The 19260-nt window shown below is 64.3% G+C and carries 14 protein-coding genes; 3 read left to right on the forward strand and 11 right to left on the reverse strand.

Annotated elements, in window-relative coordinates; all coding sequences use genetic code 11:
- Positions 1 to 26 precede the first annotated feature (26 nt).
- From VIL88_RS10015 to VIL88_RS10060, 10 genes are all read right to left on the reverse strand, one after another.
- Complete coding sequence (locus VIL88_RS10015) at positions 27 to 1697, reverse strand: glycoside hydrolase family 3 protein (protein ID WP_331988317.1); 1671 nt, start codon at positions 1695 to 1697, stop codon at positions 27 to 29.
- 596 nt (positions 1698 to 2293) lie between these two features.
- Positions 2294 to 2617 (reverse strand): thioredoxin, encoded by a 324-nt coding sequence (gene trxA, locus VIL88_RS10020; RefSeq protein WP_035099248.1) that lies wholly within the window; start codon positions 2615 to 2617, stop codon positions 2294 to 2296.
- 79 nt (positions 2618 to 2696) lie between these two features.
- A complete protein-coding gene (gene addA, locus VIL88_RS10025; RefSeq protein ID WP_331988321.1) occupies positions 2697 to 6128 on the reverse strand; it encodes a double-strand break repair helicase AddA in 3432 nt (1143 codons plus the stop codon).
- Positions 6125 to 9142 (reverse strand): double-strand break repair protein AddB, encoded by a 3018-nt coding sequence (gene addB, locus VIL88_RS10030; protein ID WP_331988322.1) that lies wholly within the window; start codon positions 9140 to 9142, stop codon positions 6125 to 6127. Before addB ends, addA begins: the two co-directional genes overlap by 4 nt.
- Positions 9139 to 9795, reverse strand: a complete 657-nt coding sequence (locus VIL88_RS10035) for a hypothetical protein (protein WP_331988323.1) — start codon at positions 9793 to 9795, stop codon at positions 9139 to 9141. The genes addB and VIL88_RS10035 overlap by 4 nt, the downstream gene beginning before the upstream one ends.
- A complete protein-coding gene (locus VIL88_RS10040; protein WP_331988325.1) occupies positions 9792 to 10070 on the reverse strand; it encodes a SelT/SelW/SelH family protein in 279 nt (92 codons plus the stop codon). The genes VIL88_RS10035 and VIL88_RS10040 overlap by 4 nt, the downstream gene beginning before the upstream one ends.
- A 101-nt stretch (positions 10071 to 10171) precedes the next feature.
- Positions 10172 to 10819: a DUF1236 domain-containing protein gene (locus VIL88_RS10045; RefSeq protein ID WP_331988327.1), complete on the reverse strand. Its 648-nt coding sequence runs from the start codon at positions 10817 to 10819 to the stop codon at positions 10172 to 10174.
- 157 nt (positions 10820 to 10976) lie between these two features.
- Complete coding sequence (locus VIL88_RS10050) at positions 10977 to 11171, reverse strand: hypothetical protein (RefSeq protein WP_331988329.1); 195 nt, start codon at positions 11169 to 11171, stop codon at positions 10977 to 10979.
- A gap of 88 nt (positions 11172 to 11259) precedes the next feature.
- Positions 11260 to 11517: a hypothetical protein gene (locus tag VIL88_RS10055; RefSeq protein WP_331988331.1), complete on the reverse strand. Its 258-nt coding sequence runs from the start codon at positions 11515 to 11517 to the stop codon at positions 11260 to 11262.
- 338 nt (positions 11518 to 11855) lie between these two features.
- Entirely contained in the window at positions 11856 to 12410 is a 555-nt protein-coding gene (locus tag VIL88_RS10060; protein ID WP_331988333.1) for a hypothetical protein, read from the reverse strand.
- A gap of 173 nt (positions 12411 to 12583) precedes the next feature.
- Here VIL88_RS10060 and VIL88_RS10065 point away from each other — a divergent pair, with 173 nt between their 5' ends.
- Positions 12584 to 13435 carry a DUF1837 domain-containing protein gene (locus VIL88_RS10065; protein ID WP_331988335.1) on the forward strand — a complete coding sequence of 284 codons (852 nt, stop codon included), beginning with the start codon at positions 12584 to 12586 and terminating at the stop codon, positions 13433 to 13435.
- On the forward strand, positions 13432 to 15510 hold the full coding sequence (locus tag VIL88_RS10070) for a DEAD/DEAH box helicase (protein ID WP_331988337.1): 2079 nt from the start codon (positions 13432 to 13434) through the stop codon (positions 15508 to 15510). The genes VIL88_RS10065 and VIL88_RS10070 overlap by 4 nt, the downstream gene beginning before the upstream one ends.
- 1006 nt (positions 15511 to 16516) lie before the next feature.
- On the opposite strand, the gene lepA is transcribed toward VIL88_RS10070, so the two are convergent.
- Complete coding sequence (gene lepA, locus VIL88_RS10075) at positions 16517 to 18322, reverse strand: translation elongation factor 4 (RefSeq protein WP_331988339.1); 1806 nt, start codon at positions 18320 to 18322, stop codon at positions 16517 to 16519.
- A gap of 81 nt (positions 18323 to 18403) precedes the next feature.
- Here lepA and VIL88_RS10080 point away from each other — a divergent pair, with 81 nt between their 5' ends.
- Positions 18404 to 19213: an extensin family protein gene (locus VIL88_RS10080; RefSeq protein ID WP_331988341.1), complete on the forward strand. Its 810-nt coding sequence runs from the start codon at positions 18404 to 18406 to the stop codon at positions 19211 to 19213.
- The last annotated feature ends 47 nt before the right edge of the window (positions 19214 to 19260 follow it).

Below are 19260 nucleotides of genomic sequence, written 5' to 3' on the forward strand. Positions count from 1 at the left end.
CCCTTCAGGAGGAGGTTGGGTGGGGGCTAGTATCTCCCCTGTTCGCTCCCCACGAAGGGGTCGACCGGGCTGGTGCCTGAAAAGGGCTGGCGGCCCATGAGGCATTCGAGCACGGCGGCCTGCATGGCTTCGCTCGAGCCATAGGCGTTGACTAAGGCAGGGACGCGCGGGGCGTCGTGGAGGTAGTAGGGGTAGCCCAAGGAGAGCATCAGCACCGGCATGTCGTGCCAGAAGCGCTGCATGGCGCCAAAGACCGAGCCGGTAAGCTTGTGCCAGTCAAGGAAGATGCGGCTGCGCGTCAGCAGCGTTTCCTCGGCAAAAAGGTAGAGCACGAGGTCGAAGTCGCGCGGATTGATGTCCATGCCAGGAGCAAAGACCGTGACCTCGAAGCCTTCGCGCGCCAGGTGGTCCGGCAGGCTCAACGGCAGGGGATGCGGCACGAAGGGCAGGATGACGCCACCCGAATAGACGAGAACGCTCTTGGTCTTGTCTGGCGAAAGGGGCAGGATGTTACGCACGTCCTTGACCAGGGTGGGCACGCGGGCGCTGACCTGCCGCGCCACCAGTTCACTTTCCTGGCTGGCAACGAGCCGAGCTGCGGCGTCGAGGCTTGGCTCCGGCCGGTCCTTGTGGAGGCCGAGCGCTGCCTTGAGGGCCAGCACACGCGTCACGGCGTCGTCCACCCGCTGCTGCGACAGGCGTCCGTCGGCCACGGCCTTGACCAGGCGCATCAGGTCGCCATTGGGATCGTCGCTAAAGAGGATGACGTCGCAGCCGGATATGATGATCTCGGGCAGCACCTCGTCGCGCGTGCCCCAGTCGTTGAGCCCGGCCATGGGCGTGGCATCGGAAACGATGAGCCCATTGAAGCCCAGCTCGCGCCGCAGCAGATCCTGGTTGAGGATGCGGCTGATGGAGGCGGGGCGATAGGCCTCGGCGCCGGCATCAGGATCAAGCGCCAGCGCGAAGGCCGGCAGCGCGATATGGGCGGACATGACGCTGAGGACGCCGCTGGCAATGGCCTTGCGGTAGAGGCGGCCGAAGGTTGATTCCCACTCCGCCATGGAGAGGGGATTGACGGTGGTGACGAGGTGCTGGTCCCGGTCGTCATAGCCTTCGCCGGGCCAGTGCTTGACCGTGGCGGCGACGCCATTGTCCTGGAACGCGGCGATCTGCGCCATGGCATGGCGCTCCACCTTGTCGATGTCGCTGCCATAGGAACGGGTGCCCACGATGGCCGAGCGCCAGGCGATGTTGAGGTCGATGACGGGAGTGAAGCTCCAGTTGAGGCCCACGGCAGCCGCTTCGCGCGCCATGATGGTGGAGATGGCCGTGGTGGCCTCCACGTCATCGACGGCGGCGAGGCCGAGCGGATTGGGCACGCTGGTGCCAAAGGGCAGGCTCATGCGGCTGCCTTCAAGATCGGCACTGATCAGCAGCGGGATGGCACTGAGGGTCGCGATGTCGCGCACGAGGTTGATCTCGGTGAAGAGATCGTCGGAATAGACGCGGGTAATGCCGCCAGGGCGGAAGCTGCGCACCGTTTCCGCCGTCTCTTCCGGAGTGCCGCGCGCCAGGAGCACAAAAAGCTGCGCCAGCTTGTCGCGCGGGCTGAGGGCATCGCGGGTCTCCCCGACCCAGGCAATTGCCGCGTCATCGAGGTGGAAGGGGGCGGCGGAAAGGTCGATCTGTGCCAAAAGGCGTCCTCCGAAACGTTTCTTGTTTTGGCTCTTGTAGCAAAGCTGTGGCGCAATTGCAGCCAAGGGCGTGCCAAAGCGCCGGCGGCCGCGGCCACCGGTTGGAACAACGAAGCGGACCCCGAGGCTGCAACCGCCTCTGAGTTTGTTTGTAGTGAGACGGCAGCCGCCTCGGGGTCACCGATTTTACGTCGGATCACGGGACTCGCGCCGCCCCAACGCTCGCGGGGTCAGCGGCCCATGTCTCGGCGCGAGCAAGGCCACGATCTTGCCCCCCTCGTTCGGCGTCTCCCTGGCTGCTGGTCGCTGCACCACCGCTCGCATTCCGGGTCGATGGGGGGAGTATGCGCCGGGGTGGAGGGGGCGGGGATAAGTTTGTGACGAGGAACCCGCAACGCCTCAGTCGACACCCTCCCCCTTGCGGGGAGGGATCAAGGGTGGGGGAGGTTTAGCCACAATATGGGGGCTCTCAACACCGCCTCCCATCCTCCCCCGTCAAAGGGGAGGTGCCGCGCAATGGGTGAGGTGAGATAGTGCCCTAAACAAAACACCGCCGGAGCGTCCGGCGGTGTTGAATTCCTGAGCCTACTTGACGTCTAGGCGGCGTGGCCTTCAAGCCATTTGGTGAGGCCGGCCTTGGGAGTGCCTGCGCCGATCTTCATGTCGGCGGCTTCGCCGCCCTTGAACAGGATCATGGTCGGGATCGAGCGAACGCCATACTTGACCGTGGTCGAGGGGTTCTCGTCGATGTTGAGCTTGACGATCTTGACCTTGCCGGCCAGTTCGCTCGAGAGCTCGTCGAGCACAGGTGCGATCGCGCGGCATGGCCCGCACCACTCTGCCCAGAAGTCCACGAGGACTGGCTCTTTGGAGTTGAGGACTTCCTCGCCGAAGTTGGCGTCGGAAACGTGAGTCGTCATGTTTGATTGCCTTTGGGTTGAAAGCGGCGGTCTCTGTGCGCCTAAAGCTGGGGAGAGTCCAGCCCAGGGGCAAGTTCCCTCACCGCATGGTGAAGCCCCTTGTCGCTGCCGCCAGCAGGTCAGGCGGGAGAAACATCAATGATTCCAGTTGTGTCCATAAGATCGCCGCACGCACGGCCTGTCCCGGGAAAAGCTGACCTGCAACCAATGCATATAATCCCAGCTGGGTTAGATAGTTCCCGGCGACACCCCCCGGTTCGGCGGGCACTGCGGCGTCGGACTTGTAGTCGACCACCGTTACCCCTGCTTCGTCAACCACCATGCGATCCATGCGGCCGCTTAGCGTTATCGGCACGCCATCGCGTTCGGCCGGCAGGCGGAACAGCACTTCCGGGCGGCTGTTGGCGCCAAAAAAGGGCGATAGTTCCGGCCGTTCGAGAATGGAGATCGCTTTCTTGCCGAGCCGCTCGTACTGGTCCTCATGGCCGGGGAGGAGCGCTGCGAGGGCCTTGGGCACGACGGTGGGCCAGAGGCGCCGTTCCACCCGGCCCAGATGCTGCAGCAGGGCATGGAGCGCAATGCCCTCGCGCCGCGCCGCATCGGCTTCCCGCAGCTGCTCGGCCAGGCTGTCGAGCGCGAGCAGCGGCATGACGGGGCGGCTGGCATGGGAGGGCGACACCACCTCGCGGGTGAGGGGGCGCGGCGCCGGCGGGAGGGTCAGGGGGTTACGCAAAGCCGTGGCGTGCTCCCGGCCGTTCCGCATCACCGGCGCCGCCGGGACGCGCTCGCGCGGGTAGATCAGCGCCATTTCGCTGCCGTTGTCGTCGATCCGGCTTTCCGCCAGGGGGCGGAGCGTGGTCTCGATCGCCTCGTACCAGCTGCCGGCCAGCTGCGTGCTGCGGTCGGTGCCCGGGGTGAGGGCGCCAGTGACATAGAGCTCGTCCTCGGCGCGGGTCATGCCGACATAAAGCCGCCGCCAGTATTCGGCGCTGAGATTGCCGTCGATCTCCTGCTTGTGCGGCAGGGTCTCGCCGACATGCCACTTGGTGCCCGGCGCATGCATCAGGAGCGGACCGGGATGCTCGGTGAGGACATAGACCGGCTTGCCGATCTGCTGGGCGATCGGTTTCTTGCTGGCATCGGCCAGGATGACGATGGGCGCTTCGAGCCCCTTGGCGCCGTGGACGGTCATGACCCGCACGCCGGACCCCGATTCGGCGAGCTCCCGCTTGACCGATACCGAGCGCTGCCGCAGCTCGACCACGAAGCCCTGGAGCGACGGCTGCGGCCGCTGTTCGTGATCGAGCGCCAGCGACAGCAATTCGGCAAAAACATCGTCGACCTCTTCGCCAAGGCGCGCATGGAAGCGCCGGAGCCCGCCCTCGGCATAGAGCACCTGCGCGAGGAATTCGAACGGCCGCTCGAAATCCAGCGCTCCATGCCAGCGGGTCAGCCGGTCGGCCGCCTCGCGGCAGGAGGGCGTGACGCAGCCAAGGAGCGCCTGCCACAGCGTTTCGCCCGGGGCGCGCGGCTGCGCCAGGGTGAACAGGTCGTCTTCGCTGATGTCAAACAGCGGCGAGCGCAGGAGTGCGGCCAACTGGAGGTCGTCGGCGGTGTTGAGGAGGACATCGCAGAGGGCGAGGAGGTCCATCACTGCGATATGGCCGGTGACGTCGAGCCGGTCGGCGCCGGGCGTGGGCAGGTTGTGGAGGCGGAGGGCACGGATGATTTCGCTGAACAGCGGCCCGCGTGTCTGCACCAGGATCAGGACGTCGTCGGCCGTGACGGCGCGGCCGCGGCCGGTCAGCGGCCGAGCCTGGTCGACCCAGGAGCGGATTTCGCCGGCAATGCGCATGGCCACCTGGCGCTGGGCGGTCTGCTCGGTTTCGAGCGCGGTGGTGGGCCAATCGCCGCCGGGCGGCACGCCCGCCGCCTGCTGCACCGGCGGCCACAGCGTCACGCTGCCGCCCGTCATGGTGCGGGCGGTGTTGTGAAGGACCTTGTCCTCTTCCATCAGCGCCGCGCGGATATGCTCGGCATCGCTGACGAGGTCCACCGCGGCAAGGATTTCGGGCAGGGTGCGGAAGCTGGTGTGGAGCGGCAGGCGGGTGAAGGGCTTGCCGACATTGGCCGCCAGCCGCTGGTAGTCGCGGCCGGTTTCCCCGAAGAGGCGCGGCTCGGCGCCCTGGAAGGAATAGATCGACTGCTTCTGGTCGCCCACGGCAAAGAGCGAACGCGGCCGTTCCACCGCACCCGCACCGCTGAAGAATTCCTCGGTGATGGCGCGGACCACCCGCCACTGCTCGCCGTTGGTGTCCTGCGATTCATCGACCAGGATGTGGTCGATGCCCGCGTCGAGCTTGTAGCGCACCCAGTCGGCACTTTCGGCCTCGAACAGCGTCGCCAGGCGCGACACAAGGTCGTCGAAATCAAGGAGCGAGCGCCGGCGCTTGCTGGTTTCGTAGCGCCCGGCAATGGCCGCGACGATGTCGAGCACCGCCTCGCTGCGCGCCACCATCTGGGCGGCGCGGCGCTCGGCGGCGAGGCCTGCAAGGCGCTCCGCTTCGGCGAGGAGCTGCTCGGCCAGCGCCGGATCGGCGCTGGTGATGGCCTTGACCGGAAACCTGAAGGGGACCGTGTCATCGGCCGTGAGGAAGGCGCGCATCCAGCCCTGCGGCGCGGGTGCGGCAGGATCGAGGGCCGACAGCTTGTCCTCAAGGCTCCGGTTGCCGCCCCTGGGCGGGCAGATGGCGAAGAGGCGCGTGAGCTCGGCGGGACCGACGAGGCGTTCGGCAAGGATGGCGTCGTCGAGTTCGGCCAGCGACCGCGTCACGCCCAGGAGGCGGCGGAGGTTTCGCTTGCTCGCCGCCTGGTCGGCGAGGACGGCCTTGAGCTTGCGCCCATCGCCCAGAGCCGCCTCGATGGCGTCGCGGATCTGGCTGTCGCTCAGCGTCTCGAACAGGGTTTCGACCGCGCCCTCGACGCCGAGGCCCTCGGCCAGCACCGCTTCGCGGGCGGTCAGCAGCATCTGGAGCTGCTCCTCGTCCTCGATTACCGAAAAATCGAAGGGCACCCGCGCCTCGAGCGGGAATCGATGCAGCACCGATTCGCAAAAGGCGTGGATGGTGACGATCTTGAGCCCGCCGGGGGTCTCGAGGGCACGGGCGAAAAGCGTGCGGGCGCGCTCGTGCATTTCAGGAGCAAGGTGGCCGCCTTCGAGCTCGCGCAGCACCTCGTCTAGCTTCTCGGCCTCCATCACCGCCCACTTGGCCAGGGCATCGGCGACGCGGCGGCGCATTTCGGCGGCAGCGGCCTTGGTATAGGTCAGGCAGAGGATGGATTCCGGCCGCACCCCCGCCAGGAGGAGCCGCAGCACCCTTCGGGTGAGCACATAGGTCTTGCCCGAGCCGGCATTGGCCGAAACCCAGATCGACCAGCCCGGATGGGCGGCGCGCGCCTGGTTGTCGGCCGTGTCGAAGGGGACCTGGAGCTTGCCGCGTTCGCCGCTCATGGCTCGCCCTCTTCGCCATCGGACACCGTCCATTCCGCCACCCGCGCCAGGTGGTCATAGGCGCCGGCAAAGCGCTGGCCCTTGAGCGGCAGGAGCCGCGACGGCATGGCCACGGCGCCGTTGAACAGGAAGTGAACCACATGCCCCTGCATGCGGCGCGACAGCTCGTCGGCCGCCGCCATCAGGTCGAAGCCGTCGGCGGGGACGAAGTCCTTGGGCACGAAGGCGTCCGGACCCAGGCCGATCTTGATATAGGTCAGCCGCGACGTGTCGGCGGGAGCGATGCCCTGGAGCGCCCCGGCCCGGCCCATCTGCGCTTCGAGCAGCAGCTGCGGCACCTCGAAGGCCTGCATGGCGCCCTTGCTCGGCACCGTGCCGGTCTTGAAATCGATCATTTCGAGCGTCCCGTCGGCCATTTCGTCGACGCGGTCGGCACGGCCGGTGAGGATGAAGTCTTCGGCGAGCTTGAGGGTCCAGCGCCCGCTGATCTCGGCATGGCGCTTCCGGACGAGCGGATTGCGCCCGCGCTCATAGAGGAGGAACTGTTCCGCCGCGGTGGTGAAGCGGCGCAGCCAGATGTCGCGCCGGTCGGCGATACCGGCGAGGCCGGCAAATTTCCCGGTGGCGATGGCCTGCAATTGCGCCAAGGCATCGGGCGCCATGAAGTCGTGGTTGTCGATCACGAATTGGGCAAAGATGTCGTGCGTGATGGTGCCGCGTTCACGGGCATCGGGGGCGAGGCCCAGCGGGTCGAGCGGGCGCAGGCCCAGGACGTGGCGGGCATAAAGGTCGTAGGGCGACCGCATCAGCGTTTCGATCTCGGTGATCGAGAGGCGCCGCGGACGGAGCGCGGCCGGAGGCGAAGGCAGCGGTCGCGTCGCGGGCGTGACTGCCGTCACGGCATCGATGCGGCGGGCCTGATCCAGCCACGCCCGTCCCTTGTCCCGCCAGCGCCGGGCTGCTTCGCCGCCGGCAAAAGCGTCCAGCCGCTGCACCAGCCGCGAGGCAATGGCCGGACTGGCGCCGACGCGGTCGGCATAACTGACGATCACGTCCCCATTGCCCATAGCCTGGGCAAAGTCATGCGCTGCCTGCCCCTGCCGCCGTTCGGGCGGCTCCAGCCCGGCCGCCAACCGCATGCCCCGGCTGAGCCAGGGGCCCGGGTCGGCGGCCTCGGGCCACTTGTCTTCGTTGAGCCCGGCCAGGATCAGGAGGTCAGGATTTTGCAGCCGCGCCTCCAGCTGACCCCAGATGGCGATATCGTCGCGCCGCAGGCCATGGGTGCGCACCTGAACGCCCAGCATCAAGGCCGCCAGCACGCCCTCGAGCTGCTGCGGCGCAAAGGGCTGGCCGCCATCCCCCTGCTCCGCCACCTCTGCAGCCCAGGCCTCCATCTCCGGCCGCCCTGGCAACTCGGCGCCGTCGGCAAAGGCGATGAAGGCCGTATGAAGCGCAGCCACGAAGGTATGCGCCTCGATCTCGGGCTTTTTTAGGAGATCCAGCAGCGGCGCCAGCGCTCTATCAACTTGGTCGAGCAAGCCCGAAATGGCCGTGCCATCGGCTTGCGTCAGCTGCCGCGCCGGATGGAGCAGGCGTTTTTCCAGGCTGGCCGCAAGCATGCTGCGCAAGCTGTCGAGCCCCGGTCCGGGACGCTGCCCGCGCAGGAGGCCCAGTTCCAGCGCGTCGGTGAGGGCTGTCACCGTAGGCCGCTCAAGCCCGAAGCGGACGGCGCGATTGCGCAATATGGAGACAAGGTCCACCGCGCTGCACTGGTTGACGGCGAGCGCCAGGATCTGGCGCAGCAGCCGTCCTGCGGGCGACTGGAACAGGGGCGCGCCCGCCGAGTCGTCGACCAGGACGTCAAAGCGGCGGAGCTCGGCGGCGATGCGCCGGGCGAGGTTCCGGTCCGGCGTAACGACGCCGACGCTGCGGCCGTCTTCAAGGGCCTGCCGGGCGGCGAGGGCAATGGCGCGAGCTTCCTCGTCCTCGTTGCGAGCCTGGATCACGGCAAGCCCGTCGCTTGCCGAATCGAGATCGGCTGCCGACATGCGCAGCTCGGCCCAGCGCGCCGTGTCCTTAGTTAGGGCCAAGGCCCGGCTGACCATGGTGGTCCGCGGCGACTCGGCGGGCACCAGTTCGATGACGTCGCCCACGCCGGCGTCGAGCCGCCGCAAGAGCTTGGCAAGCCCATATTGCGGATGCCCATGCGGGTTGTGGCTGTCGTCGAGCAGCGCCGCGTGATCGGCACTGGTCATGCGGCAGTCGAAGCCGGGCAGCACCAGGCTGCCGCGCGGCAATCCCTGGATGGCCTTGAGCAGGCGGGCGGTTGCCGCAATCGAGCCGGTGGAGCCGGCGGCAATCACCGGCCGGTCGCCGTAGACCAGCGGAGCGGCCATAGCCTGGCGATCGAGCCGCTGGCCCCGCAGCGCGGCGGCGTCGGCACGATGGCGACTGGCCAGGTGCGCCGGCCAGTACTGGAGAGCGATATCGAGGAAACGCAAAGTCTGCTGCCAATAGGCACCAAGGTTGCTGTCGAGTTCGGGGATGATGGCGCGAATATCGGCGGCGCTGCGCTCCTCGATCAGGAGGTCATCGATCAGGCTACCCAGCGACTCGGCCATGCCGAGGATTTCCCCGGCCGTGGGCGGAGTGGAAAAGGCCTCGCGTCCTGCCGGACTATGGGCCCAGGCATGGACCAGCCGCGACAGCACGAGCCGGCGCTCGAGCGGGGTTGCCGCCGGCAGGGGCGTCGGCGCATCGAAGGGCGGCAGGAACGGCTCCTCGTCCTCGGCTTCGCCGCCAAAGGTGCGAATATCTGGGAGCATCAGCTGGCCCAGCCGCCCGAATTCATCGGCCAGCGCCACCCGCGCCCTGCGGGTCGGCACAATGATGGTGACATCGCTGAGCCAGAAGGGCTGCGAACGGTCCCAGTCACCCAGGAGGGTGCCATCGACCACCTTTTCCGCCAGCACCTGGAGGAAGCGCGCATGCGGCGCAATGGAATAAAGCGTCATGCGACGAGCCGCTGCTCGGCCAGGGCGAGCGACGCCTGGTCGCGGACGGCAAACCAGGGTGCATCCAGCACCACGCCATGGAGACGCTCGGCCTCCAGCACCGTGTCGAATAGTGCATCAAGGCCAAAGGCGCCTTCGGGCGCGGCACGGAAGCGCGCTTTGCCGAGGAGTGCCGCGCCGGCATAAAGGACCGGGGCACCATAATCGCGCGTGATCATACCATCCGGGGCCAGGCAAAAATCATGACTGCGGCGCACACCCACCGCCTGATGGGAATGCACGCAGAGGAGAACGATAGCATCATCGGCCACAGGCGTGGACAACATGCGTCTGAGCGGCCTGTCCTTGCCCGCTTGCCAGACACTTGTGGTCTCGAGGACAAAGAACGGATCGGAATGGAGCATGGGCAGGGCCTGGCGTACCCCGCCGCCGCTGCCCAGCGGCTGCTCCTCGCGGCTGACTTTGACCAGGCCGCCGAAATGGGCCAGGACCGCATGCTCGCCTGCCATGCCATTGGCCACGAAATGGATGGCGCCTTCCGCCCGGGCATTGGCCATGACGCGCTCGACCAGCGGCAGCCCCGCGACCGGCTCCAGCGCCAATGTATTGCCGGCGGTCAGCAGCATCACATCGGGGAACCGCGTCGCGCTCATGGGCGGTCGATGTGACCGAGGTCACGCTCGGGGTCGATGCGGTCGCGCACCAGCTGCTTAAGCTGCTTGACGTCGGGGAAGCCGCCGTCGCGCTTGCGCTCCCACACTATCTCGCCATCGAGGGTGATCTCGAAGACGCCACCCGTTGAGGGGACCAGCGTCACCGCGCCCATTTCGAGGCTAAAGGTGGAGAGCACTTCCTGCGCCATCCAGGCGGACCGCAGGAGCCAGTTGCACTGCGTACAATAGGTGATGGCGAGCACCGGCTTGGTCAAGGATGGCCCCGTTGGCAAAGAACGACCGCGAGTCTAGCGCGCATGCGGGGCAAAGCAAAGCCGCCCGGCGCGAACCGGGCGGCGTGTAAGTTGCGGTGGGCTTACTGGACCCAGATCACCGTGCGGGTATCGGCATCGACCAGGGCCGGGCGCTCGCCGTAATAGACATAGCCATAGCGCGAATCGGGGATGGTCGAGATCGTGGTGCCGTCGGGGAGGACCTGGCCGACCACGATGTCGCCGGTGGCATCGATCGGGTCGACTGGATTGGCCAGCACATAGTCGGCGCTGGCCTGCGGCACCAGGTAACCGGGCGACTGCACCAGGGCGCGGGTCTCGAGATCCACGATCCAGACGCGGTCATTGGCATAGACATAGCCATAGGCCTCGTCACCCTGGATCGGGTAGACATTGACCTCGGCCGGCAGGACATAGCCGACATCGGTCGCGCCCTGGATATAGATCGGCTCCACCGGATTAGCGGTGGCATATTCGACCGATGCAGCCTCGATGCCGGCCGTGGCGCCCAGCGTCGCGCCGGCAAAACCGCCGACCACGGCGCCGATCGGGCCGCCCAGGAGCCCACCCACCACGGCACCGGTGGCACCGCCACCCGAAGCACCGACCACGGCACCGGCCGCCTCGCTGCTGCTGTTGGATTCTACGCCGACTACGGTGTCCTGGGCATAAGCCGGAACGGCAGCGGCGAGCGAAAGCGCGGCCACGGAGGCCATAAGGATCTTCTTCATTGGTTTTATTCCTTGTTTGAGCAGGCGCTGTGGCCTGCCTTGCGGAAGCGCGCCGGGAGACGCGCAGTGAACCGCCCCGTGCCCCAACAACGGGGGCCCTGGAGGATCGTTCCGCCCGGCCAAGGATGCCGGATGGGCAGTGTTGCCCTTTTGCCGCTTAGCTGGCGGCGACGCGCAGGTCGGTCTCGCTGACGATGCGCTGGTGCGTTTCGGTGGCGGACTGGACGCGATACTGCACCGCATGCCCCTCGAAGGGGAGGAGCGACACAATGGTGCATTCGCCCGCCTTGCGGCTCGAAACGCCGCGATTGGGCAGGAGATCGAGCTTCTGGCCGATTTTGTATTTATGCATGGAAACTCCGCTTTTGGGGAGGACGTGCCCCAGTTGCGGTTCTCTAGCACGTTCCGCCCACAAGCGGGGCGGGAATCGTCCGGCCCCGTCAGCCGACCAGCTGGCCCCATTCCTGGCGCCAGTCGCCATCCTCGACGATCACGGCGATGCGCTTGAGCCCGGCCTCGAGGCGGAGCTGTTCGGCAGCCTTGAGCGCCTGCGGCACGGGGAGCGGAAAATCGGCAATCACTTCCACAGCCGCCACATCGGCCACGGTGCGGCCCAGCGCCTTGCGGACCGTAACAATCACTGCATCGCGCGGCTGCCGCTCATCCGCCCGCAGACGTTCCAACTGAGTACCGATCATCGATCCCCCCAAGAATCATGGTCAACAAAGGGTTAGCGCAGCGTCTTGGTTCCATCACAAATGTCGGGCGCGCAGCCGGAAAGCCCGGTAAACCCTGAGGTTTCCGGTTGAGAGAAGGTGGACCCCGAGACGGCTTTCGCCTCTGGTGAATTTGATAGTGAGACGATCGCCGCCTCGGGGCGTCCGGTTTTATGCCGGACACGGGACTCGCGTGGTCTCCAACGCTCGCGGAGACCACGGCCCATGCCTCGACCCGCCCTGGCTGACGTTGCCATGCGCCCGGCCCATTCACCACCACTGTCGTCTGCAGGCCACCGTGTGGGATGGATGGGAGGAGTTTACGTGAGATTGCGCAGCCGGGGATAAGTTTCTCCCGCCATCGGATTGCTGCCCGGTTCGGCCGGAGGCCTGCCCTGCCGCGCCGCGCGGCCGGCGGCAAAGCCCTGCTCATACTGCCCGCCATAAAGCTGCTCCATGCGCTTGAACACGCGCTGCCGCATCTCGTCGGTGACTTTCGTGCCCATCTCCGCCCCGACCGGCTGCGGATGAAGGCGCATCACCGGCAGGCGCGACTTCTCGAGCCGCCAGCACCGGCATTTCTGCGCCGGGTCCCAAAGGGTAAAGCGCGTCTCGAAATGCTCGAGCCAGGCCAGCGCCTGCCCCAGCTGCACCAGGAGCCCGGCCAGCTCGGGCGCCGCGACCGGCAAACGATTGCCGCCACCAAACGGCGCGCAATCGCTGAGCAGTGCCTCGGCGGTGATGCGGATCGGCTCCGACACCGGGGCAGTGGGGCGCCTGGCGGCCAGCGCCGCAACGTCCTTGTGAAGCGCCGAAAGCTTCAGCCACAGCGCCTCGTGGCGCTCGGCAAGGGCTTGGGAAAGGGTGGCGGGCATGATGGCTCCTGTGCGGCATGTGCGGACAGGAGAGGATAAGCGCGGGTGGTGGGGGCGGGGATTAGTTTTGATAACTGCAAACAATAGTGACCGGCAGGCGGCTCAGTGCTTTTTCTTCTTGCTGCGCTAACGAAAAACCCGAAAATTCAGCAAAAGAAGTGAGGATGTGATTCTTGAGCGTCTACGATAGTAAGCCGGAAAGGTTTCTCGAGTTGCTTGGGTCAGGAAGTGCGTCAGAATTCCTTTCACAATACTACTGCGCAGGTTTCGACGCAGGCGCTTGGCGGTGTGATGAGTTCGCTTTTCACCTTGCTGAGTGGCTCCCCGACTACGCTCTTAGAGAAGATGAGCTAGCAGTACATCACGGCAACGCGCTACTTAAGCACAATCAGGCTGCTGTACGCGTTTACACCAGTGAAAAATATGAAAACCGCGGTGAAGTGGGTGAGATCGCACTTCACGCCATATGTCGTGATTTTTTCGAGACAGTGCCAATCAGTCCGCGGGTTTTCTACAAATCCGCTTCCAACGACGTCATCAAAGCATTCGATATGGTCCACGCGCGCTTTCCGTCGCATGGTAAAATCGAGATTTGGTTAGGGGAGTCGAAGCTTTACAAAGATCCAAAAAAGGCGATTTCCGACGCGATCAATTCTGTCTCTAAGCATGTTGATGCCGGTTTCTTGAAAAACGAGAAGATACTGCTCGGTCCACAAATACCAAAAAGCACTCCGCATTCCGATGAGGTGTCAAAGCTGTTCAGTAAGAACGGCAAAATCGATGACTTTCTGTCGGCCGCGGTATTCCCGATCGGTGTTTTCTGCGAGAGCAAGGCTGCCGCGACCGCTGCTGCGGCCGATGCGGCCTATGTAACTAGTGCCAGAGCGGAGTTGGACGCTATGTCGAACGCTGTCATGCACTCCGAACTTGCTGACAAGATCCGGCTAGCCGTCATCTATATTCCGATTCCTAAAAAGGCTGACATCGTCAAAGCTTTCGACAAAAGGTTGAAGGGATTGCAATGAGCATCGCCAATATAGATTGGCCCGCGGTACGCCGGCTGCGTGGGATAGAGCTGAAGGGTGAGGTCTTCAGCATCATCTCAGAAGCATCTAGGGCAGTGCAAACTCTGCAAGCAGACGATCCTGACCTTCTAGCGGTTGTGCCGCGTCTAGCTGAGCTAATTGATGAACGACCAGAATTGCAGGGGTACCGCGAGATCCATAGCAGTTTAGCGCGTGCTGTTGGCCTTTGGAACTACATAGATCAGGAGATTGCTGACAAACGTGACCGGTTCATCGCGGCTTCGTCAAATGTTGAGAGACTAGGCCTCTCGCTTCACCGGGAGCAGGTGGCAGCGCTAAATTCGTTACTGAGCGGTAGGAACCTTATTCTGAGTGCGCCAACGAGTTTTGGAAAAAGTATCTTAGTTGATGCTTTGATATTGAGTGGAAAATTCAATCGCGTAGCGATTGTACTGCCTACTATTGCGCTTTTAGACGAGTTTCGGCGTAGAATAACGAAACGCTTTGGCGACGAATACGACGTCCTCATGCATCATTCCGAGAAAGCTACGCGTCAGAAGGTGGTATATCTAGGCACTCAAGAGAGGCTTATCAATCGTACAGACCTTGGATCCCTCGACATCGTGGTTGTAGATGAATTTTATAAACTTGATCCGTCCAGAAGAGATGACAGAAGTATAACACTAAACGCTGCAGTTTATCGCCTCTTAAGCCATGCACGTCAGTTCTTCTTCTTAGGGCCTAACATCGATAATGTCACGCTGGCTAGCGACACCAGATGGCGCTTTGAGTTTTTGCGAACTAGGTTCTCGACCGTAGCGGTGGACACAATAAACCTGGGCTCCGTTCCTGATAAAGATCAGCGACTTAAGAAAGAAGCGTTCGAGCCTAAGAATTGGCCAGCTCTGATCTTCGTGTCTGCTCCCGACCGTGCAAATGCCTTGGCGGCTGAGTTGACTCCCGCAGATAGTGACTTGGACGGTGGCCGTGATCTAGCCTCATGGATGGGCGAGAACTTCGGCACAAGATGGCCCTTAATAAAGGCGGTGGCTGCGGGAATCGGGGTCCATCATGGACGGATACCAAAAGCGTTGGCGTCCAAATTCATCAGGCTGTTCAACGACGGAGATCTTCCAGTTCTTCTTTGTACGTCAACCTTGATTGAAGGCGTGAACACGGCGGCTAAATCCGTGATGATCTATGATAAGAAGATAGATGGTCGACCCTACGACTTTTTTACTTTCTCTAATATCCGGGGGAGAGCAGGCAGACTTGGTCAGCACCATGTTGGCCAAGTGTACCTCTTCCACAAGCCACCGGAGGAGGCTGACGTTGACGTCGATGCTCCATTGTTCGGAGATTGGGAGGAGGCTCCAGACGATTATGTCATACATATCGAAGAACAGGATAGTAGCCCTGCTATCGATAGCAGAGTCGAAGAGCTCTCTAGCCGATCTGGCCTGAGCATAGACAGCCTTAGGCGGTTCTCCAGTATCGGAGTGGATGTTCTTATCGAGTTGCGAGGTATGGTCGCCGCCCGGTTGAGGCGCGGCGTCCCGCTTTCGTGGCAGAATTGGCCGGAATACAAAGACGTTGAAGCAGTTTGCGAGGTAATTTCCCACTTCAAAAAGCCCCAAGACATGGGACGTGGGAGTTACAAACAAGTCGCGAAGTACCTTGCTGAACTCCGTTCAGCTCCCACGCTGAAGGCATTTTTCCATTGGCACTTTCAAAATTACAAGGGGGACGAAGAGAGAGTTGACGGGGTATTCAAGTTCCTTAGAGCTGTAGAGTATAGTCTTCCCGAGTTTTTCGCCGCTGTAGAGGCGATGACAAATGTGGCAGGGGGTTCAGCAAACTACGGCTTGTACCTCGCACAGATGCCACGATGGTTTAGAGCTGACGCTTTAAAGATGCTTGAGGAGCAAGGGGTACCGATGCAAATCTCGGAGCGCTTCTTAGCTAAAGACGATACAGTAAAGTCGTTAGGTGAACGACTCACTAGGCTTGCCGCGGCTCAAAGTGCAAGCCTGACTTCATTCGAGCGCGAGTGGATACTCCAAGCTCTGCCCTAGCATGCCCTACCGCCGTACCATTACCGAAATCTCAGCCAAGCTCGTCTGCTCCAGTCCTAGCTCGAACGGCACCGTATCTCGCCCCTCCAGCCGCAGCACCTCGCCCTTGGCGCGTTCGGTGATGGGGGCGGAAGTAGAATTCGACCGAGGCGCATTCCCAGCCGTCGCCCTCAGAACCCGTGACCGGGTTGTAGGTGTAAGGGCCGTAGTTGAAGCACGTCTTGCCGTCTTCCACCTTCCAGCTATTAGGCCGGGTAATCGGTTACCAGTTGATGGAGCTGGTCCTCTCACCCGGGGCCGCGCGCCGAGCCCCGGATCAAGCCTGAGGGCTGACTTTCCTGGATCAACGAGGTGAAGGAGGCATACTCGCGCCGCAACCACAGGGTCATTCCGGCGGAGGCCGGAATCCAGGCGGTGAGGTGGCCGAGGGCGCGACGGTCGGGGAGGGATGCGGATATGGATCCCGGCCTGCGCCGGGATGACATCGCGGTGGGGGCGCTGGTGGGTGGGCTCGTTTGCGGCGATGGCTTGGGCGAAGTGTAGAGCCCTCGGGTCAGGCCCGAGGGTGACGGGCGGTGGGTAATGTGGATGGGCATCCGGCCTGCGGCGGGATGACATCGCGGTGTGGGGGCGCTTGTGGGTGGGGCTCCACCCCTTCCCGGCCTCCTCACCTAAATCGCTCCACAGGAGCGGTCTTCCCTGCGGGACGGCTCGGAGCCCCCACCCCGCCTCCCCCTGGTAAGGGGGAGGAGTTCGGTCGGTGGGTGGGCGAGATGGTGCCACGGGCAGGATCGGCTCCTCCCCCGTCATGGGGAGGGTGGGTGGGGGTGTGTGGAGAAGGCCGCCTCATCCGGCGCTGCGCGCCGACCTCTCCCCCGAAGGGAGAGGTGAAGAGGGGATTGTGCCTGGGGCGCGTTCACCGGGTGCCCGCTGCCTGCGGCAGCGACCCGGCGACTAAACTACCGTCGCGCCACTGGCGCGCCGGTTTGGCGCTTGCGCCAATCGCTTAGTCGTCCCCCATCTTCAGCGCCTTGATGAACGCCTCTTGCGGGATCTCGACGCTGCCGAACTGGCGCATGCGCTTCTTGCCGGCTTTCTGCTTTTCCAGGAGCTTGCGTTTGCGCGTCGCGTCGCCGCCATAGCACTTGGCGGTCACGTCCTTGCGCATGGCGCGGACGGTCTCGCGGGCGATGATCTTGCCGCCGATGGCGGCCTGGATCGGGATCACGAAGAGATGGGGCGGGATCAGCTCCTTGAGCTTTTCGCACATGACGCGGCCGCGCGATTCCGCCACCGTGCGGTGCACCAGCATGGAGAGGGCGTCGACGGGTTCGGCATTGACCAGGATCGAGAGCTTGACCAGGTCGCCGGCGCGGTGCTCGTCGAGATGGTAGTCGAAGCTCGCGTAACCCTTGGAAATGGACTTCAGCCGGTCATAGAAATCGAACACGACCTCGTTGAGCGGCAGGTCATATTCCACCATGGCGCGCTGGCCGACATAGCTCAGATTCCGCTGGATGCCGCGGCGGTCTTGGCAGAGCTTGAGGATCGCGCCCAGATATTCGTCGGGCGTGAGGATGGTCGCCTTGATCCAGGGCTCGCGGATTTCCTCGATCTTCATCACGTCCGGCAGGTCGGCCGGATTGTGGAGGTGGATGGTCTCGCCATTGGTGAGCAGCACCTCGTAGACCACCGAAGGGGCTGTGGCGATGAGGTCCAGGTCGAACTCGCGCGACAGGCGCTCCTGGATGATTTCGAGATGGAGCAAGCCCAGAAAGCCGCAGCGGAAGCCGAAGCCCAATGCAGCGCTGGTTTCCATTTCGAAGGAGAACGAGGCGTCGTTGAGGCGGAGTTTGCCCATGGCGGCGCGCAGTTCGTCGAAATCGGAGGCGTCCACGGGGAAGAGGCCGCAGAACACCACCGGCTGGGCCGGGCGGAAGCCGGGCAGGGCGGCGGCGGTGGGCTTTTTGTCCTCGGTGATGGTGTCGCCGACATTGGTATCGGCCACTTCCTTGATCGAGGCGGTAAAGACGCCGAGCTCGCCGGGGGTGAGTTCCTTGACTTCGACGAGCTTGGGCGTCTGCACGGCGACGCGGTCGAGCTCGTAGACGGCGCCCGAGGCCATCATGCGGATCTTCTGGCCCTTTTTCATCACGCCATCGATGATGCGGACGAGGACCACGACGCCGAGATAAGTGTCGTACCAGGAATCGACGAGCAGGGCCTTGAGCGGCGCGTCGATCTCGCCCTTGGGGGCGGGCAGGCGGTGGACGATTGCCTCCAGCACGCCCTCGATATTGAGGCCGGTCTTGGCCGAGATTTCCACCGCTTCCGAGGCGTCGATGCCGATCACGTCCTCGATCTGGGTTTTGACGCGCGGAATGTCGGCAGCGGGGAGGTCGACCTTGTTGAGGACGGGGACGATCTCGTGATTGGCGTCGAGCGCGTGGTAGACATTGGCCAGCGTCTGCGCTTCGACGCCCTGCGAGGCGTCGACCACAAGGAGCGAACCTTCGACGGCCGCCATGCTCCGGGAGACTTCATAGGCGAAGTCGACATGGCCAGGCGTGTCGATGAGGTTAAGGACGTAGGTCTCCCCGTCCTGCGCCTTGTAGTTGAGGCGCACGGTCTGCGCCTTAATGGTGATGCCGCGTTCGCGCTCGATATCCATCGAATCGAGCACCTGCTCCTTCATCTCGCGCAGGTCGAGCCCGCCCGTGGTCTGGATCAGCCGATCGGCCAGGGTGGACTTGCCATGGTCGATGTGGGCCACGATGGAAAAGTTGCGGATGTGGGAAAGCGGCGTTGTCATGCGGCGCTGATATCAGATGCGGTGGGGGTGAGAAAGATGGTTTCCGACGGGTTAAGGGCGCGCAGGGTGGGGTCTTTTGCCGTGTTCGGGCATTGTAGCGGCATGCGCACGCTCTTGACCTCGATCGCCCTCCTCCCCCTGCTGCTGGCCGGCCCGGCGCAGGCGCAGGATTTGCTGAAGCCGCTCGATGACCTGGTGGACCAGTTCACGGCCCCGCCGGACGAGGAGGAGGCGGCGCCGGTGCCGCGACCGCGGCCGCCCGACGTGCCGGTGGTGCCCGGCGTTGCGGCGCCCGCGGAGGAGAAGGAGGTGGCGGTGGAGGATGGCGACCGCGTCTACCAGGCGGCGTGCCCGGCGGTGGTGATGGGGCTGGTGGAAGCCGAAATGGCGCCGCCGCTGAGCGATGGTGTGTGCGGCGAACGCTCGCCGCTAGTGGTGACGGCGGTGCTGAGCCATGGCCGCATGGTGCCGCTATCGGCGCCGGTGACCACCAATTGCCAGCTGGCGACGCAACTGCCCGAATGGCTGGAGACTGTGGACGGCTATGCCGAGGCGGCGCTGGGCAGCCGGTTGGCGACGGTCGAGACCGGCACCAGCTATATGTGCCGCGCGACGCGGGGCGGTGCGGCGGACCGGCTGTCGGAGCACAGTTTCGCCAATGCCGTGGATGTGGTGGGCTTTACCCTCGAGGACGGGCAGCGGGTGGCGGTCGAGAGTGGCTGGCCCGATGCCGGGGCGCCGGCGGGACGGCTGCTGCGGCTGGCCCATGATGCGGCCTGTTCGGGCTTCATGACCGTGCTCGGGCCGGAGGCGAATGCGGAGCACGCCGATCACCTTCATCTCGACATGGGGTGCCATGGCGAGAGCTGCGCGGCGCGGATTTGTGAGTAGGGGAGGAGTTTTAAGTCGACTCCGTCCCCCTTGCGGGGAGGGATCAA

This window comes from Devosia sp. (assembly GCF_036563435.1).
In the GTDB taxonomy this organism is placed as follows: domain Bacteria; phylum Pseudomonadota; class Alphaproteobacteria; order Rhizobiales; family Devosiaceae; genus Devosia.

Bases quoted from the DNA above. Each gene is read 5' to 3' on its own strand.
- lepA (WP_331988339.1), bottom strand. From the start codon at position 18,322: ATGACAACGCCGCTTTCCCACATCCGCAACTTTTCCATCGTGGCCCAC.
- VIL88_RS10035 (WP_331988323.1), bottom strand. From the start codon at position 9,795: ATGAGCGCGACGCGGTTCCCCGATGTGATGCTGCTGACCGCCGGCAAT.
- trxA (WP_035099248.1), bottom strand. From the start codon at position 2,617: ATGACGACTCACGTTTCCGACGCCAACTTCGGCGAGGAAGTCCTCAAC.
- VIL88_RS10050 (WP_331988329.1), bottom strand. From the start codon at position 11,171: ATGCATAAATACAAAATCGGCCAGAAGCTCGATCTCCTGCCCAATCGC.
- addB (WP_331988322.1), bottom strand. From the start codon at position 9,142: ATGACGCTTTATTCCATTGCGCCGCATGCGCGCTTCCTCCAGGTGCTG.
- addA (WP_331988321.1), bottom strand. From the start codon at position 6,128: ATGAGCGGCGAACGCGGCAAGCTCCAGGTCCCCTTCGACACGGCCGAC.
- VIL88_RS10060 (WP_331988333.1), bottom strand. From the start codon at position 12,410: ATGCCCGCCACCCTTTCCCAAGCCCTTGCCGAGCGCCACGAGGCGCTG.
- VIL88_RS10055 (WP_331988331.1), bottom strand. From the start codon at position 11,517: ATGATCGGTACTCAGTTGGAACGTCTGCGGGCGGATGAGCGGCAGCCG.
- VIL88_RS10045 (WP_331988327.1), bottom strand. From the start codon at position 10,819: ATGAAGAAGATCCTTATGGCCTCCGTGGCCGCGCTTTCGCTCGCCGCT.
- VIL88_RS10070 (WP_331988337.1), top strand. From the start codon at position 13,432: ATGAGCATCGCCAATATAGATTGGCCCGCGGTACGCCGGCTGCGTGGG.